General features: G+C 73.4%; 12 protein-coding genes. 11 read left to right on the forward strand and 1 reads right to left on the reverse strand.

The window, feature by feature from the left end; genetic code table 11:
• Positions 1-101: 101 nt before the first annotated feature.
• The 7 genes from ileS to Q8W71_RS16505 all read left to right on the forward strand — a co-directional run bounded on the left by ileS (position 102) and on the right by Q8W71_RS16505 (position 9,655).
• Positions 102-3,089, forward strand: coding sequence for an isoleucine--tRNA ligase (ileS, locus tag Q8W71_RS16475; protein WP_305526476.1), 2,988 nt, complete (start codon positions 102-104; stop codon positions 3,087-3,089).
• A 214-nt stretch (positions 3,090-3,303) separates the two neighbouring features.
• A complete protein-coding gene (lspA, locus tag Q8W71_RS16480; RefSeq protein ID WP_305526477.1) occupies positions 3,304-3,813 on the forward strand; it encodes a signal peptidase II in 510 nt (169 codons plus the stop codon).
• Positions 3,814-3,974: 161 nt separating this feature from the next.
• Positions 3,975-4,634, forward strand: a complete 660-nt coding sequence (locus Q8W71_RS16485) for a hypothetical protein (RefSeq protein WP_305526478.1) — start codon at positions 3,975-3,977, stop codon at positions 4,632-4,634.
• A gap of 196 nt (positions 4,635-4,830) precedes the next feature.
• Entirely contained in the window at positions 4,831-6,240 is a 1,410-nt protein-coding gene (locus tag Q8W71_RS16490; protein WP_305526479.1) for a M16 family metallopeptidase, read from the forward strand.
• 58 nt (positions 6,241-6,298) lie between these two features.
• Positions 6,299-7,582 carry a M16 family metallopeptidase gene (locus tag Q8W71_RS16495; protein WP_305526480.1) on the forward strand — a complete coding sequence of 428 codons (1,284 nt, stop codon included), beginning with the start codon at positions 6,299-6,301 and terminating at the stop codon, positions 7,580-7,582.
• A 193-nt stretch (positions 7,583-7,775) separates the two neighbouring features.
• Positions 7,776-8,717 carry a ring-cleaving dioxygenase gene (locus Q8W71_RS16500; RefSeq protein ID WP_305526481.1) on the forward strand — a complete coding sequence of 314 codons (942 nt, stop codon included), beginning with the start codon at positions 7,776-7,778 and terminating at the stop codon, positions 8,715-8,717.
• 164 nt (positions 8,718-8,881) lie between these two features.
• Positions 8,882-9,655 carry a ferredoxin--NADP reductase gene (locus Q8W71_RS16505; protein ID WP_305526482.1) on the forward strand — a complete coding sequence of 258 codons (774 nt, stop codon included), beginning with the start codon at positions 8,882-8,884 and terminating at the stop codon, positions 9,653-9,655.
• A gap of 190 nt (positions 9,656-9,845) precedes the next feature.
• On the opposite strand, the gene Q8W71_RS16510 is transcribed toward Q8W71_RS16505, so the two are convergent.
• Positions 9,846-13,298 (reverse strand): hypothetical protein, encoded by a 3,453-nt coding sequence (locus tag Q8W71_RS16510; protein WP_305526483.1) that lies wholly within the window; start codon positions 13,296-13,298, stop codon positions 9,846-9,848.
• Between the two features lie 176 nt (positions 13,299-13,474).
• Here Q8W71_RS16510 and Q8W71_RS16515 point away from each other — a divergent pair, with 176 nt between their 5' ends.
• The 4 genes from Q8W71_RS16515 to Q8W71_RS16530 all read left to right on the forward strand — a co-directional run bounded on the left by Q8W71_RS16515 (position 13,475) and on the right by Q8W71_RS16530 (position 17,796).
• The gene (locus Q8W71_RS16515; RefSeq protein ID WP_305526484.1) at positions 13,475-13,942 is read left to right on the forward strand and encodes a peroxiredoxin; all 468 of its coding nucleotides are present in this window, start codon (positions 13,475-13,477) and stop codon (positions 13,940-13,942) included.
• A 108-nt stretch (positions 13,943-14,050) separates the two neighbouring features.
• Entirely contained in the window at positions 14,051-15,259 is a 1,209-nt protein-coding gene (locus Q8W71_RS16520; protein WP_305526485.1) for a M23 family metallopeptidase, read from the forward strand.
• A gap of 111 nt (positions 15,260-15,370) precedes the next feature.
• Positions 15,371-16,594: a GNAT family N-acetyltransferase gene (locus tag Q8W71_RS16525; RefSeq protein WP_305526486.1), complete on the forward strand. Its 1,224-nt coding sequence runs from the start codon at positions 15,371-15,373 to the stop codon at positions 16,592-16,594.
• 41 nt (positions 16,595-16,635) lie between these two features.
• Positions 16,636-17,796, forward strand: a complete 1,161-nt coding sequence (locus tag Q8W71_RS16530) for a M20 aminoacylase family protein (protein WP_305526487.1) — start codon at positions 16,636-16,638, stop codon at positions 17,794-17,796.
• Positions 17,797-17,942 lie beyond the last annotated feature (146 nt).

Raw genomic sequence — 17,942 nt, forward strand, 5'->3', positions numbered from 1 at the left:
TGCGCGACCGCGCGGACAGGGCCCGCGCGAGAGGCCGGGATCCGCCCCCGCCCCGCCTCACGCCGGCCCGAGACCGGCCCGACCGCCGACTGCGAGATCCGATGACCGCCCCCGAGACCGCCGCGCCGTCCGACGCGCCCGCCCGCGACTATGCGAAGACCCTGTTCCTGCCCCGCACCGAGTTCCCGATGCGCGCCGGACTCCCCGTCCGCGAGCCGCTGCTGCTGGAGCGCTGGGCCCGGATCGGCCTGTACGGGAAGATCCGGGCGGCGGCGGCGGGGCGGCCGAAATTCGTGCTGCACGACGGCCCGCCCTACGCCAACGGCAACATCCACATCGGCACGGCGCTCAACAAGATCCTCAAGGACGTGGTGGTGCGCTCGGCCGGGGCGCTCGGCTTCGACGCCAACTACGTCCCCGGCTGGGACTGCCACGGCCTCCCGATCGAGTGGAAGATCGAGGAGCAGTACCGCGCCAAGGGCCGCAACAAGGACGACGTGCCCGTGATCGAGTTCCGGCAGGAGTGCCGGACCTTCGCGGCGCACTGGCTCGACGTGCAGCGCGCCGAGTTCAAGCGGCTCGGCGTCACCGGCGACTGGGACCACCCCTACTCCACCATGGCCTTCCCGGCGGAGGCGGCCATCGCCGCCGAGCTGATGAAGTTCGCCGTCACCGGCCAGCTCTACCGCGGCTCCAAGCCGGTGATGTGGTCGGTGGTGGAGAAGACCGCGCTGGCCGAGGCCGAGGTCGAGTACGAGGAGCACGTCAGCGACACGATCTTTGTCGCGTTTCCGATCCGCGGCGGGGGCGACGGGCTCGACGGCGCCCGGGTGGTGATCTGGACGACCACCCCGTGGACCATCCCCGGCAACCGCGCGGTCGCGTATTCCAAGAAAATCGGCTACGGGCTCTACCGGGTCACCGGGGCGCCGGAGGACAACTGGGCCAAGCCGGGCGAGACCTACCTGCTCGCCGACACGCTGGCGGCCGGGGTGTTCAAGGCGGCCCGGGTGGAGGCGTTCGAGCGCGTGGCCGACGTGCCCGCCGCCGCGCTCGCCGGCCTCACCCTGTCGCACCCGCTCTCCGCCCTCGGCTACGACTTCGCCGTGCCGATGCTCGACGGCGACCACGTCACCGACGAATCCGGCACCGGCTTCGTCCACACCGCGCCGGGCCACGGCCGCGAGGATTTCGAGATCTGGATGGCCGCCGGCCGGGTGCTCGCGGGCCGCGGCATCGAGACCGCGATCCCCTACACGGTGGACGCGGACGGCGCGCTGACCAAGGCCGCCCCCGGCTTCGAGGGGCGGCGCGTCTACACCGACAAGGGCGAGAAGGGCGACGCCAACAAGGCGGTGATCGCCGCGCTGACCGAGGCTGGGGCGCTCGTCGCCCGCGGGGTGCTGCGCCACCAGTACCCGCATTCCTGGCGCTCGAAGAAGCCGGTGATCTTCCGCAACACCCCGCAATGGTTCATCGCCATGGACCGGCCGGTGCCGAGCCTCGACGGGCGGACGCTGCGCGAGGTCGCCCTGCGCGCCATCGACGAGACCCAGTGGGTGCCGCCCCAGGGGAAGAACCGCATCGGCGGCATGGTCTCGGGGCGGCCGGACTGGGTGGTCTCGCGCCAGCGCGCCTGGGGCGTGCCGATCACCGTGTTCGTCCACCGCGAGACCGGCGAGATCCTGCGGGACGCGGCCGTGAACGACAGGATCGTCGCGGCCTTCGCCGCCGAGGGCGCCGACGCGTGGTTCGCCGAGAATGCGGCCGCCCGCTTCCTCGCCCCCGACCACGACCCGGCGCAGTACGAGCGGGTCACGGACGTGCTCGACGTGTGGTTCGATTCCGGCTCGACCCACGCCTTCGTGCTCGACGACCCCGCGCAGTTCCCCGGCCTCTCCGGCGTGACGCGCGTGCGCGACGGCGGCCGCGACCGGGTGATGTACCTGGAGGGCTCGGACCAGCACCGGGGCTGGTTCCAGTCCTCGCTGCTCGAATCCGCCGGCACCCGCGGGCGGGCGCCCTACGACATCGTCCTCACCCACGGCTTCGTGCAGGACGGCAAGGGGCTGAAGATGTCGAAGTCGCGCGGCAACGTCGTCGCGCCCCAGAGCGTCATCAAGGATTCCGGCGCCGACATCCTGCGCCTGTGGGTGGCGGCGTCCGACTATACGGACGACCTGCGCATCGGCCCGGAGATCATCAAGACCTTCGCCGAGACCTACCGCAAGCTGCGCAACAGCCTGCGCTGGATGCTCGGCTCGCTCGCCCACCGGGTCCCCGGCGACGACGTCGCCTACGCGGACATGCCGGAGCTGGAGCGGCTGATCCTGCACCGTCTGGCCGAGCTCGACGGCGAGATCCGTGAGGCCTACGCCGCCTACGACACCAAGCGGGTGGTGGCGCTGTTGAACGGCTTCATGACCGGCGACCTGTCGTCGTTCTACTTCGACGTGCGCAAGGACGCGCTGTACTGCGATCCGATCTCCTCGGTCACCCGCCGGGCGGCGTTGCAGGTGATCGACGCGGCCTTCTCGCGCGTCACGGTCTGGCTCGCCCCCGTCCTCGCCTTCACGGCGGAGGAGGCGTGGCTCGACCGCTACCCGTCCGAGGACGGCTCGGTGCATCTCCAGACCCTGCCGGACACACCCGCGTCCTGGCGCGACGCCTCCCTCGCGGAGCGCTGGCAAAGAATCCGGCGGGTGCGGCGGGTGGTGACCGGGGCGCTGGAGATCGAGCGCGCGGCCAAGCGCATCGGCGCAAGCCTGGAGGCGGCGCCCGTCGTCCACATCGCCGACCCGGACCTCCTGGCCGCGGTCCAGGGGCTGCCCGACGGCGCCTTCGCCGACGCCTGCATCACCTCGGGCGTCGCGGTCGTCGCGGGCGAGGGCCCGGCCGAGGCCTTCCGCCTGGACGAGGTGCGCGGCGTCGCCGTCGTCCCCGCGCTCGCCGAGGGCCGCAAGTGCGCCCGCTCCTGGCGGGTCAGCCCGGAGGTCGGCGCGGATCCGGCCTACCCGGAGGTGACGCCCCGCGACGCGCGGGCCCTGCGCGAGTGGGACGCGGCGCATCCGGAGGCCAGCGCGGCGTGATGAGGTCCGCCACACATCCCCCTCCCCCCTCTGCGGGGGAGGGTGGCCCCCGAAGGTGGTCGGGAGAGGGGAGCGCGGCCTCCGGAGAGGTCGCAACGCGAGCCGCATCCCGAGGCGTGGCGCTGCCCCTCTCCCCCCCTGCTGCGCAGGCTACCCTCTCCCGCAGAGGGGGGAGGGACGCGCGCGCCCGGCGGTGGTCGTCCGGCCCTCGCCCATGACCCCCGCCCGCGCCGGCCTCACGGCCCTCCTCCTCACCCTCCTCCTCGATCAGGCCTCGAAGCTCTGGTTGTACTTCGGCACCGACCTCGTGCTGACCCAGCCGTGGCGGCTGGCGCCGTTCGCCGACTTCGTCGTCGTGTGGAACCGCGGCGTCTCCTACGGGCTGCTCCAGCAGGAGGGCGATCTCGGGCGCTGGCTGCTGGTGGCGGTGTCGCTCGCCGCGGCGCTCGGCCTCGGGATCTGGATGATCCGCGCCGGGACGCGGCTGCTCGCCGTGGCGCTGGGCCTGATCGTCGGCGGGGCGCTCGGCAACGCGATCGACCGGGCCGCCTACGGGGCGGTGTTCGATTTCGTCCACCTGCACGCGTTCGGCTGGTCCTGGTACGTGTTCAACGTCGCCGACGCCGCGATCGTGGCCGGCGTCGTCGGGCTGGTGCTCGACAGCCTGCGCGGCGCCGGTCGGGAGGCCCGGGACGGGGCCGGCGACGCCGCCCCGCGCCCGTGATCCGCGCAACACACAGCGGGTTCCCGCCTCACCGCCCTGGTGCGATGCGGTCAAGGCGCCATACGATCGCCGGAAACCGGCCTCAGGCCGGGATCCGTCGGATCGGGCCGCGCCGCGGCCGCCCCCGCGCCGGGGTTCCCGGCCGGAACCCGTGAGGCAGCATGACCGCGCACAGGCTTCGTCTCGTTTCCGCCGCGGTGGCCGGCGCGCTCCTCCCCTGGCTCGCGGTCGGCGCGGCGCAGGCGCAGGAGCGCGGCGAGCTGATGCGCGACGCCCTCTCCGGCATCGGCCTCCTGGAGAAGCGCCAGGCGCCGATCGACTACCACGAGCGCCCGCCGCTGGTGATGCCGCCCAAGCTCGACGGCCGCGCCCTGCCCGCGCCCCGCGCCCGCTCCTCCAACGCCGCCTGGCCGAAGGAGCCGGAGGTCGTCGAGCGCGAGCAGGCCGAGCGGCGCGCCCCCGCGGGCAACCAGACGCAGGGGCGCTACAACGACAACAACGCCACGCTCTCGATCGACGAGATGCGGGCCGGCCGCCGGGCCGGCGCCAACCTCACCACCGAGATCACCGACAAGCCCGGCGACAACACCCGCCGCGACACCTGGGTGAACCCCCTCGACCTCCTGAAGGGCAAGAGCGCCGACGCCGAGCCCTCCGACGTGGAGCCGACCCGCGACACCCTCACCCAGCCGCCCACCGGCTACCGGCAGTCGCCGAAGAAGCTCGCCAAGCCCGCCTCCAGCGAGCCGATCAAGAACGCCTCCCAGGAGCGGGAGGAGGCCGACCCCGGCACCTATATCCGCTCGCGGGCCCGGCAGTAGCGCGTTTCCGCGCCGGTGTGGCGCCGTTGCAACGGCGCTCCCTCGTGACGACATGAGAATGGCGACGCGGGAGCCGGCGACACGAGATTTCAGGCCCGGTACGGCTCTTGCCGCGCCGGAGCCGGGACGGCCCGAGATGCCTGCCCCGCCACGGGGCCGGGGCGCCGGGAGCCGGGACCGGCGGAAGGATAGCGGTATGCACCTGTTCAGGACGGCGATGCCCACCCTCTTCCCGCGGCGCCCGGGCACCCCGATCGGCGCCAGTGCCGGACGGGCCGAGGCGGCCCCGTTCGGGCGCTCCGAGGCGGGCGGGCCGGAGGTGACGGCCTTCACCCTCGACAACGGCCTCGACGTCGTCGTCGTCCCCGACCGCCGGGCGCCGGTGGCCACCCACATGATCTGGTATCGCAACGGCTCGGCCGACGATCCGCTCGGCCAGTCGGGCATCGCCCACTTCCTCGAGCACCTGATGTTCAAGGGCACGGAGAAGCACCCCGTGGGCGCCTTCTCCAAGGCGGTGTCGGGCCTGGGCGGCCAGGAGAACGCCTTCACCAGCTACGACTACACCGCCTATTTCCAGCGGGTCGCCCGCGACCACCTCGGCACGATGATGGCCTTCGAGGCCGACCGGATGAGCGGCCTCGTCCTCGACGACGCCGTGGTCGCCCCCGAGCGCGACGTGGTGCTGGAGGAGCGCCGCATGCGGGTCGAGACCGACCCCAGCGCGCAGCTCTCCGAGGCGATGGCGGCGTCGCTGTTCGTCCACCACCCCTACGGCATCCCGATCATCGGCTGGATGCACGAGATCGAGGGGCTGAACCGCACCCACGCGCTCGACTACTACAAGCGCTTCTACACCCCCGAGAACGCGATCCTGGTGGTGGCCGGCGACGTGACCCCGGACGAGGTGCGGCGGCTCGCCGAGGACACCTACGGCCGGGTCGCGCCCCAGGGCGCCCGTCCGGAGCGGGTCCGGGCGCGCGAGCCGGAGCCCCGGGCCCTGCGCCGGGTGGCGGTGGCCGACCCCAAGGTCGAGCAGCCGACCCTGCAGCGGCTCTACCTCACGCCCTCCTGCATCACCGCCCGCGACGGCGGCTGCCACGACCTCGAGCTGCTGGCCGAGGTGCTGGGCGGGGGCTCGACCTCCTACCTCTACCGCAAGCTCGTCCTGGAGAGCGGGCTCGCCGTCAACGCGGGCGCCTGGTACATGGGCTCGGCGATCGACGACACCCGCTTCTCCGTCTACGCGGTGCCCGCCGAGGGCGTCAGCCTGGAGAAGCTGGAGGCCGCCGTCGACCGGGTGCTCGCCCGCGCCCCCGCCGAGGCGCTGTCGCCCGACGCGATCGAGCGCGCCAAGACCCGGCTGGTCGCCGAGACCGTCTACTCGTCCGACAGCCAGTCCTCGCTCGCCCGCATCTACGGCTCGGCGCTCGCCATCGGCGAGACCATCGAGGAGGTCCGCCGCTGGCCAGCCGACATCGAGGCGGTGACGCAGGCCCGGCTCAAGGACTCGGTCGAGCGCTGGCTCGTGCCCGCCCGCTCGGTCACCGGCTACCTCACCAAGGCCCAGGACCCCGACGCCCCGGTCGCCATGGCGGCGGAGTGAGGCTCTCCCCCGAGACCCCGCCCCGCGCCCGACCGCACGAACAGAACACGAGGCTCCCATGAACCTGGCCGACACCGACACGCGCAGTGCCACGAGCCCGACCACGGCGCTCCCCGTCGCGAGCGTCCCCGGCGTCGAGGCGTGGCACGTCGAGTCCCCCGTGGTGCCGATGATCGCCCTGTCCTTCACCTTCGAGGGCGGCGCGGCACAGGACCCGGCGGGCAAGGCCGGCTGCGCCCAGATGCTCGCCCGCCTGCTCGACGAGGGCGCCGGCGACCTCGGCTCCGACGCCTTCCAGGAGCGGCTCGCGGCGCGGGCCATCGAGCTGTCCTTCCACGCCGGCCCCGACGCGCTGGGCGGCTCGCTGAAGATGCTGCTCAAGCACGCCGACGAGGCGATCGACCTGCTGGCGCTGGCGCTCGCCAAGCCGCGCCTCGATCCCGACGCGATCGAGCGGGTGCGGGCGCAGGTGATCGCCGGCCTGCGCTACCAGCAGAACGATCCCGGGGTGATGGCCTCCCGCCGCTTCTTCAAGGAGGCGTTCCACGGCCACGCCTACGCCCGCCCCTCCTCGGGCACGGTGGAGAGCGTCACCGCGATCACCCGCGACGACCTGCTCGCCATGCACGCCCGGATCATCGGCCGCGGCCGGATCAAGGTCGCCGCGGTCGGCGCGATCAACGCCGAGAAACTCGCCGAGAGCCTGACCCGCGCCTTCGGCGGCCTGTCCGAGGCCGGCGCCCTGAAGGCGGTGCCGCGCACCACCGTGCAGGATCTCGGCAAGCGCATCGTCGTCGATCTCGACGTGCCGCAATCGGTGATCCGCTTCGGCATGGCCGGCGTGCCCTGGCGCGACCCGGACTTCATCCCGGCCTACGTCCTCAACCACATCCTCGGCGGCGGCGCCTTCACCTCGCGCCTGTTCCAGGAGGTGCGCGAGAAGCGTGGCCTCGCCTACTCGGTCGGCACCTCGCTGGTGAGCCACCGGGCCGCGGCGATGACCTGGGGCTACACCGCCACCAAGAACGAGCGCGTGGCCGAGGCCCTGTCGGTGATCGGCGACGAGATCGGGCGGCTCATCACCGACGGCCCCTCCGACGAGGAGTTGCAGAAGGCCAAGGACTACCTCACCGGCTCCTACGCGCTGGGCTTCGACACCTCGACCAAGATCGCCCACCAGATCGTGCAGATCGCGTTCGAGGATCTGGGCATGGACTACATCGCCCGGCGCAACGCCATGGTGTCGTCCGTCACGCAGGCCGACATCCGCCGCGCCGCCGGCCGCACCTTCGCGGACGGGCGCATGCTGGTGGTCGCCGCCGGCCGGCCGACCGGGTTCTGACGAGACGGGGTGTCGAGAGGGCGAGCCCTCTCGCGGGTGCCGGGCCGCGCCCAGCGATCTTCGGGGCTCCGCCCCGAAAACCCCGCCGAAGGGACACGTCCCTTCGGGATCCCGTTTCCGATGCAGGGCTGATCTGCGCCCGCGCGGGCGGCGCTGCGCTTATCTGTGGCGTGGACTCCCCGAAGCGAACGCCATGCAACTCACCGGCCTCCACCACCTGACCGCGGTCACCGCCCGCGCCGCGCAGAACGTCGCGTTCTACACCGGCACCCTCGGCCTGCGGCTGGTGAAGAAGACCGTCAACCAGGACGACGTCTCCGCCTACCACCTGTTCTACGCCGACGGGCTGGCGAGCCCGGGCAGCGACATCACCTTCTTCGACTGGCCCGCCCCGCCCGAACGGCGCGGCTCGAACAGCATCAGCCGGGTCCACCTGCGCGTGCCGGGCGACGCCCTGCCCTGGTGGCACGCCCGCCTGACCGGGGCGGGCGTGCCCTGCACCGCTCCGGAGACCCGCGACGGCCGCCTCACCCTCGCCTTCGAGGACCCGGAAGGCCAGCGCCTCGCCCTGGTCGCCGACGCGGACGGCCCCGCCCACCCCTACGGCCGCTCGCCGGTGCCGGTCGCCCATCAGATCCGCGGCCTCGGTCCCGTGCGCCTCTCGGTCCCGCAGCCCGAGCGCACCGCCGCGGTGCTGACCGACGTCCTGGGGATGCGCCCGGCCCGGAGCTTCGAGACGCCGGAGGGATCCGTGGCGGTCTTCGCCATGGGGCCGGGCGGCCCGGCGGCCGAGGTGCAACTCCTCGCCGACCCCGCGGGTCCGGCCCGCCAGGGCGCGGGCGGCGTCCACCACGTCGCCTTCCGGATCCCCGACGCGGATTACGGCGCCTGGGCCGACCGGCTGCGGGCGGCGCGGGCGCCGACGAGCGGCCCGGTCGACCGCTACTACTTCCGCAGCCTCTACTTCCGCGATCCGAACGGGATCCTGTTCGAGATCGCCACCGACGGGCCCGGCTTCACCGCCGACGAGCCGCTGGAGAGCTTGGGCGAGCGCCTCAGCCTGCCGCCGTTCCTGGAAGGGCGGCGCGCGGAGATCGAGGCGGGGCTGGCGCCGCTCGCGGCCGCGACGCGCTGAGCGGTCCGGGCTCGGACGGCCTCACGAATGCCAAAAAAATATTCGAATGATTCCAGGACGTTCACTTCTTCGGCCGCTGTGGCGTCCTGCGCCTTGACCTGCGTGCCGCAGGTGCGAAAAGACCCCCGGCCGAGCGACGATAGGATTCGAGGACTGACCCGGCGATGAGCAAGTACTACGAGGAGCGGGTGCTGTCGGTGCACCACTGGACGGACAATCTGTTCTCGTTCCGCACCACCCGCGATCCGGCGTTCCGCTTCCGCAACGGCGAGTTCACGATGATCGGCATCGAGGTCGAGGGTCGGCCGCTGCTGCGCGCCTACTCGGTGGTCTCGGCCAACTACGAGGAGGAACTCGAGTTCTTCTCGATCAAGGTGCAGAACGGCCCGCTCACCTCGAAGCTCCAGCATCTCAAGGTCGGCGACCCGATCATCGTCGGCAAGAAGCCCACCGGCACCCTGGTGCTCGACAACCTGCTGCCCGGCCGCCACCTCTACCTGCTCGGCACCGGCACCGGGCTGGCGCCGTTCCTGTCGATCATCAAGGACCCGGAGACCTACGACCGCTTCGAGAAGGTGGTGCTGGTCCACGGCTGCCGGCAGGTGCAGGAACTCGCCTACGGCGAGACCATCACCGAGACGCTGCCGACCCATGAGTTCCTGGGCGAGATGATCGCGAACCAGCTCGTCTACTATCCGACCGTGACCCGCGAGCCGTTCCGCAACCGCGGCCGGATCACCGACCTGATGGTCTCGGGCAAGCTGTTCGAGGATATCGGCCTGCCGCCGATGTCGATCGAGGCCGATCGGTTCATGCTGTGCGGCAGCCCGGAAATGATCCGCGACACCCGCGAGCTCTTGTCGTCGCGCGGCTACGAGGAGGGCAACCACGGCGAGGCGGCCCACTACGTCATCGAGAAGGCCTTCGTCGAGAAGTAGTTTTTTCGGGATTTGGCGTCGTGCCCGGTGCGGTCCGCTGCGCCGGGCTTTTCTGTGCGCCGCTCTCGTCACCGCGAACGAAGCGAGGCAGCCCGGCGCGGCGCGCGATCACGGGACGGGGCGCTCCGGGATGTCCCCGGCGGGCCGATGACCGGCCTGCCTCCTCGGCGCGCCGAAGGGCCGCCGCGCCTCAGCGCTCCCCGGCCGGCACCGGCGGCACGCCCTCGGCGAAGGGGCCGCCGCCCGCGCTGAACAGCTTGCGCAGGAAGCCGGGGGCCACCGCCGAGAGCGGGTTCACGGTCACGTCCGGGTTCCCGAGCCGGCCCGAGACGCGGAAGTTGACCGCGAACAGGCCCTCGTTGTGCCCGCCCGCCAGCAGCGGCCCGAACAGGGGCACCTGTGCCACCACGTTGTTGAGCCCGTAGAGCGGCACGAAGGTGCCGTTGATGTCGGTGCGATCGCGCCCGGTATCGAGCCAGCCCGACAGGGTGAAGCCCATTGCCGCGTTCGAGATCGCCGCGTCGGTGAAGTCGACCCGGCTTCCGCTGCGGACGAAGTTCGCGCGCATCCGGTCGAAGCTGACGGAACTCTGGGCCTGCGCAGGGGCCCCGCGCCGCCCGCGGCCGGCCTCGGGCTCGGGCTCCGGGCTCTGCGCCATGATGCTCGACAGGGCCGGCTCGTTGCGCAGGGTGAAGTCGCGGATCTGGACGACGCCGGCCTGCGGGCCGTCGTTGAGGCCGATCCCGGCGCTGAGCCGGCCGCCGTACATCCGCCGGTACACGTCGGTGAAGCGCAGGGTCGCCCCGGCATCGGCCGACTCGACGCTGAGCACCGGCACGCCGCGCTCGCCGCGGGCCACGTTGGCCGTGAACGGCGCCGCGCGGAACCGGCCGGTGATGCTCGCCGCGCGCAGGTCCCGCCCGCGCAGCGACAGCTTCAGGGCGGCCCCCGTCATCGCCTCGTCGTTGAAGCCGGTGAGGATCGGCAACTGGATGTCGGCCTCGATGTCCTTCGGGCTCGCCTCCTTCGCGTCCCTGCCCCCCTTGCCCTCGGGGCCGGTGAGCGACTTGAGGAAGGGGCGCGCGTCGGCCACCGCGCCGCGCACGCTCACCCGGTAGCCGCTGCCGGCCTTGTCGAGGCTCACGCGCATGTCGTCGCCGGGCGACAGCTTGAGGCTCGTCAGGTCCGCGTGCTCCAGGCCGCCCTCGGTGGAGATCGTGGCGCTGCCCCGGGCGCTGGCCGGTGCGGCGTCGAGGACGACGTCGCGGAGGTCGAAGCCCCCGGCGGTCTCGGTCAGGGTGAAGGCGAGCCGGCCGGGCTTGCCCGCCGGCTTGGTGAAGCCCGGCAGCAGCCCGTCGATGCCGGCCCGGGCGAGGTCCGCCTCGACCCGGATCGGCGGCTTGCCCGACCGGCCGATCGGCACCACCGCCCGGACGGGGATCGTGCCCGAGAGCTGCGGCGCGGTGGGCAGGCCCTTCTTCGCCCGCAGGGCGTCGTCGAGGGCGAGCGTCACGGTCGCCTCGCCGGGCGCGCCCGGCTTGGGCTGGCGCAGGTCGATCCCGATGGGCGCACCCGCGACCCGGCCGTCGCCCTTCAGCGCGAAGTTGCCGCGGTCGTAGGACAGGGTGAACCGGCCGGCCTCCAGCCGGTCCTTGCCCACGACCTTGTCGACCGCGAGGTCGCTGAGCGTGCCGGTCAGCGTCAGCGGCAGGTCGGGCAGATCGGGGATGTGCCGCAGGTCGAGGGGGAAGTCGACGCGCAGGTCGGCGGCGCCCTTGATCGTCGCCGGGTCGAGATCGACGCTCATCACGCTCTTGAACAGCTTGGCCTGGAGCACGCTCGCCATCCCGTCGGCGCCGCCGGTGAGCCGCATGCCGATCTGGGCGATCACTCGGTCCGGGGTGATCTCGGGGATGACGAAGCTGCCGTCGGAGATCGCCATCCCCCGCCCGTCCGGGCCGCGGACCTCGGCGGTCACCCCGCGCACCGTCGTCGTGCGGCCGGTGATGACGCCCGAGACCCGGCCCTTGGTCACCGGCGGCGCGTCCGCAGAGACATCGATCGCCGCGTTCGACACGCGGAAGTCGATGTGCACCGCCGCGTCCGGCATCGGGTCGCCGCGCGTGGCGGCGGCGAGTTCCGAGCCCGACATGTCGACCTTGATGTCGACGCCGTCGATGTGGCCGGAGCGCAACTGATCGACGAGGTAGCCCCGCGCCGCGGGCGCGATGTTCTCCGGCCACAGGCGCAGGCCGGTGCGCACCTCGCCCTCGGTGGCGACGACGTGGAGCGTCAGGCCGCCGTCGTCGGCGGTGGTGTCGACCGTGCCGGTGATGTGGCCCTTCACCCCCGGGCCGGTCACGGCGAAGTCGTCGATGGCGATGCCGCCCCCGCGCCCGGTGAGGTGCGCGTCGACGGTGTCGAGCTTCACCGGCGCGTCGGCCGGCGCCGCGCCGCGCAGGACGGCGTCGCGGCCGGTGAGGGTGGCGGTCCAGTCCGAGCCGGATCCCGGCGGGCTCTGGGCCCAGCTCCCGGTCAGGCGCACGGCGTTGCCCGCGCCGGCGTAGTCGAGCCCGGTGAGCGCCATCGTGCGGGCGGCCTCGTCCCAGCTCAGGGAGGCGGTGAGGTTCTCGACGGTGACGGGGTTGAAGTCCTTCTCCTCGATCAGGACCGTGCCGTCGCCGGTGCGGAGCTGGGCGGTCATCGCCGCGAGGCGGCCCCCCGCCAGCCGCACCTCGGCCCGGGCCGAGAGCTTCAGGTCGGTGGTCACCGGCAGCGTCGAGTGGCCCGTCAGCAGCAGCAGGTCGGTCACCGGCAGGTCGTCGAGGGTGATGGTGCCCGATCGCCGGGTCGGCCCGGGCCCGTCCTCGACGGCCTCGCGCACCGATCCGCCGAAGCGCCACTCGCCGTGCGGCCCGTCGAGGCGCAGCTCGAAATTGCGCGCGCCGCTCACCGGATCGCGCCCGAACAGGCCGTTGACCCGGGCGAACACCGCCCGCTCGCGGCCGTCGTCGTCGATCAGGCGCAGGCGCGCGTCGGTGACCCGGGCGCGGTCGAGGGCGCCGACCACGCCGCCGGGATCGAGCACCACGCCGAAGATCGAGGCGAGGGCCGTCGAGAGCGGCGAGGCCTTGCGGGGACCGTCCGCCGCGTCCGGCGGCGCGGGGGGCTCGACGTCGACCGGGTGGGCGGCCTCCGAGGCGGCGAAGGCGATCGAGCCGTCCCGGTGCACCAGCGCCGTGGTCTGGGTCTCGCGGAACTCGATGGAGCGCGGCTTGAGATCGAGGCGGAGCAGGCCCCACGGGTCGAGGCTGACCAGCGCCAGCGGCGCGCGCACCACCAGCGCGCCTTGCGGGTTGCGGATGTCGAGGCCGGTGAAGCGGAGCGCCAGCGCGTTCTCGCGGTCGAGTTCCAGGCTGCTGCCGCGGATGCCGATGGTCCAGCCCGGGCCGATCCGCTCGGCGACCGCGGCCGCGACCCGGCGCGACAGGCCGTCGATGCGCAGCGGTCCGTTGGACAGGCGCAGCGCCGCGGCGCCGATCCCGGCACCGGCCAGGACCACCACGACGAGCAGGCCGACGAGGCAGAACCCACCCCAGCGCCGTGCCCGCCGCCCGCCTCCCGAGGTGTTCCCGTCCGCCATCGAGGCCCTTGTCACGGGTGTCGCGCGGGACTCTCCTGCCCCGCGACCGCTGGATCGGAGCGCGGCCGGCCTTTACAGCGGGCGGCGCTCCGGGCTTGGCTGTTTCGTGCGACGGCGTCGCGACACGCGCGGGCCGCCGGCCACCCACACCAGCAATCGGCCGAAAGGAAGGCACCATGCCGCTGACGGAGGGCGAGCCCGCCCCGGATTTCGACCTTCCCGGCTCCGGCGGCGCGCGGATCGCCCTCGCCGCGCTGAAGGGTCAGACCGTGGTGCTGTACTTCTACCCGAAGGACGACACGAGCGGCTGCACCCTGGAGGCGCAGGGCTTCAACGCCCTGCTGCCGGCCTTCGCCGAGGCGGGGGCGCAGGTGGTCGGGATGTCGCCGGACCCGGTCAGGAGCCACGACAGGTTCTGCGGCAAGTACGGACTGGCCTTCCCGCTCGCCTCCGACGAGACCAAGGAGACGCTCCAGGCCTACGGCGTCTGGGTCCAGAAGAGCATGTACGGGCGCACCTACATGGGCGTCGAGCGCACCACGGTGCTGATCGACCGCGCGGGCCGGATCGCGCGGATCTGGCCGAAGGTGAAGGTGCCGGGCCACGCCGAGGAGGTTCTCGCGGCAGCGCGCACGATCGCGTGATCGCCGTGTCCCGCGTCCGGACGGTCGGCGGCGCTCCGGCATCGCGCGGACCCACGGATCCTTAACCTTACCGGATGCTCAATGGCGGCCCGCGCGACGGGTTGTGTCATGAGTCGTTCGATCAGTCCTTCGAGCCCGCCTCCGAACCCCGCGGATCCCGCCGAGCCGCGGCGCCGGCGGGTGCCGTGGCTCGCGGGCGGCCTCGCCCTCGCCCTCCTCTGGGCCCTCGGGGCGAGCGGCATCCTCCTGTTCCACGACGACGTGCTCGCCCGCTTCGTCGCCCGGCAGGCGGCGATGCGCGGCGCCTACGAGGCGCGGATCTCCGAGTTGCAGGAGCAGATGGACCGCGGCCGGACCGACCGGGCCGGCACCGAGGTCGCGCTCGCCGCCCGGGTCTCGGCGGCCCTGGAGCGTCAGGCCGAGCTGGAGCGGCGCCAGACGGTGCTCGCCGGGCTCGCCGAGCCGGCGGTGACCGGCACCCTGTCCGCGCCTGCGGGCCAGCCGGCGGCCCTCGACGGCTTCAGCCTGCGCCCGGCCGAGGCCGCACCCCGCCCCTCCCCCGCCCTGGGGCGGCGCAGCGCCCGCGAGGCGGAGACCGGCCTGATCCGCCTGGAGGCGCGCCTCGAAGGCCTCGGGGCGGCCCAGGGGGAGCGGCTGGAGCGGCTCGCCGCCCGGGCCGACGCGGAGGTGGCCCGCCTGCGCGGCGTGATCGGCCGCACCGGCCTCGACCCGGCCCGGTTCGACGTGCCCGCCGCCGCCGACGGCCTCGGCGGTCCCCTCGTGCCCCTCGACGGGCGCGCGCTCGCCGGGGCGGACTTCGACGGCGCCCTCGCGCTGGCCCGCCGGGCGCTCGGCGACGGCCGGCGCCTGCGCCGGCTCGCGGCCGAACTGCCCCTGCGCCGCCCGACCCGCGGCGAGGCGCCGGTGTCGAGCCCGTTCGGCAGCCGGCTCGACCCGTTCACCCGCGGCCTCGCCCTCCACACCGGGCTCGACCTGAAGGCCGAGTACGGCGCCCCCGCCCGCGCCACGGCGGCCGGCGTGGTGACCGCCGCCGAGCGCTCGGGCGGCTACGGAAACATGGTCGAGATCGATCACGGGCACGGCCTCACCACCCGCTTCGGCCATCTCGCCCGCATCGGCGTGCGGCCGGGCCAGCGCGTGGCGGCCGGCGAGACGATCGGCCTCGTCGGGTCCACCGGCCGCTCCACCGGCGCGCACCTGCACTACGAGACCCGCATCGACGGCGATCCGGTCGACCCGCAGCGCTTCCTCGACGCCGGGCGCAGCCTCGACACGGCGGAGGCCGAGCCCGAGTAGCATCGGGGTGTCGCGCCGGGGTGTCGCGCCGCGGTCCGGAGCGCGACAAAACGCGACGCCCCGCGCCCTCCGATTGCAACCGCATCGGCGGCGGTTCTACAGTGCCGCCCCATGAAGCGAGCACCCGCGCCGCCGCCGGACTCCGTCGCGCTCACGGTGCGGGCGCTGACCGGGCTGAAGGAGATCGGCGCCGCGGCCTGGGACGCCTGCGCCCTCTCCCCCGAGACGCTGGCGGCCGGCGACGAGACCTTCAATCCGTTCGTCTCCCACGCCTTCCTCTCGGCGCTGGAGGAATCCGGCTGCGTCTCCCGCAAGACCGGCTGGCTGCCGCTGCACGTGGCGGTGGAGCGCGACGGGCAGATCCTCGGGCTCGCCCCCTGCTACCTGAAGTCCCACAGCCAGGGCGAGTACGTGTTCGACCACGGCTGGGCCGACGCCTACGAGCGGGCCGGCGGCAGCTACTATCCCAAGCTCCAGGTCAGCGTGCCCTTCACCCCGGTCACCGGCCCGCGCTTCCTGATCGCGCCGGGAGCCGACGCGGCCGAGGCCACCGCCGGGCTCGTGGCGGGCCTGCGGGCCCTGCGGGCGGAGACCGAGGCCTCCTCGATCCACGTCACCTTCATGCAGGAGGCCGAGTGGGAGCGCGCGGGCGCCGCGGGCTTCCTGAAGCGCACCGACCAGCAGTTCCACTGGGAGAACGCCGGCTACGCCACCTTCGACGACTTCCTCGACGCCCTCGCCTCCCGGAAGCGCAAGACCATCCGGCGGGAGCGGCGGGACGCGCTGGGGCCCGGCATCACGATCGAGCCCCTCACCGGCTCCGACCTGACCGAGGCGGTCTGGGACGCGTTCTTCGCGTTCTACATGGACACCGGCGCCCGCAAGTGGGGCCGCCCCTACCTCAACCGCCGTTTTTTTTCGATCCTCTCCGAGCGGATGGCGGACCGGGTGCTGCTGGTCATGGCGCGGCGCGGGGACACGTACATCGCCGGGGCGATCAACCTGATCGGCGACACGGCGCTGTACGGGCGCAACTGGGGCTGCGTCGAGGACCACCCGTTCCTGCACTTCGAGGTCTGCTACTACCAGGCGATCGAGTTCGCGATCGCCCGCGGCCTCAAGCGGGTCGAGGCGGGGGCTCAGGGGGAGCACAAGCTCGCCCGCGGCTACCGGCCGGCCCTGATGCACTCGGCCCACGACATCGCCGACCCCGCCCTGCGCCGGGCGGTGGCCGCGTACTTGCAGCGCGAGCGCGCCCACGTGGCCGAGGCGGTCGATGCCCTCGACACCCTCACCCCGTTCCGGCGCGCCTGCCCGGACGCCCCCGAGTCCTGACGTCCCTTCCGCGAGTTCCAGAAACCGTGAGTCCCACCGCCATGAGCCCGATCGACCGCATCAGCACCTTCGCCGACGAACTGACGGCGCTCCGCCGCGACCTGCACGCCCACCCGGAGCTCGGCTTCGAGGAGACCCGCACCGCGGGCATCGTCGCCGACCTGCTCGAATCCTTCGGCTGCGAGGTGCACCGGGGGGTGGGCGGCACCGGCGTCGTCGGCCTGCTGAAGGGCCGCACCGACAGCGGCCGCCGCATCGGCCTGCGCGCGGACATGGACGCCCTGCCGATCGAGGAGGAGACCAACCTCCCCTACCGCTCGACCTATCCGGGTAAGATGCACGCCTGCGGCCACGACGGCCACACGACCATGCTCGTCGGCGCCGCCCGCTACCTCGCCGAGACCCGCGACTTCGACGGCACCGCGGTGTTCATCTTCCAGCCGGCCGAGGAGGGCCGCGGCGGCGCCCGCGCCATGCTGAAGGACGGCCTGTTCGAGCGCTTCCCCTGCGACGAGATCTACGGCCTGCACAACCAGCCGGGCGGCCAGCACGGCCACATCAAGCTGCGCCCCGGCCCGATCATGGCCGCGGCGGACTTCTTCGACATCCGCATCCGCGGCAAGGGCATCCACGCCGCCCAGCCCCACAAGGGGATCGACCCGATCGTGGTCGCCACTGGGCTCGCCCAGGCGCTGCAATCGATCGTCTCGCGGAACGCCGACCCGCTGAAGTCGATCGTGCTGTCGATCACCCGGATCGAGGCCGGCTCGGCCTACAACGTCGTGCCCGAGACCGCGCACATGGCCGGCACGATCCGCACCTTCGACGCGGACGTGCGCGCCATGGCCGGAACCCGCATGCGCGAGCTCGCCGCGGGCTTCGCCGCCGCCTACGGCGCCGAGATCGCGGTGGAGATCCAGGACGTGTTCTCGGTGCTGGAGAACGCCCCCGCGCAGGCGGCCGCCGCCGCCGAGGTCGCGGCCGAGCTCGTCGGGCCCGGACAGGTCGATGCCGACGCCGTGCCGCGCATGGGCAGCGAGGACTTCGCCGACATGACCATGGTGGTCCCCGGCGCCTATGTCTGGCTCGGGGCCGGGCCGGGCCCGGGCCTGCACAATGCCGGCTACAACTTCGACGACTCGATCATCCCGATCGGCAGCGCCTTCCTGGCGCGGATGGTGGAGGCCCGCACCGCCGCCTGAGGCGGGCGCCGCACGGCGAGGAACACGGGGCCCGGCTGTTTCCGCGGGGATGGCCGGGCCCCGCGCGCGGCTCGACAGGGCCGGGCTTCGGTGCGAGGTTCGGCCCGGAGCGAACGTTGCGGGGGACGCCGATGTCGCCGGAATTG

The organism is Methylobacterium amylolyticum, from assembly GCF_030700245.1.
Classification (GTDB): domain Bacteria; phylum Pseudomonadota; class Alphaproteobacteria; order Rhizobiales; family Beijerinckiaceae; genus Methylobacterium.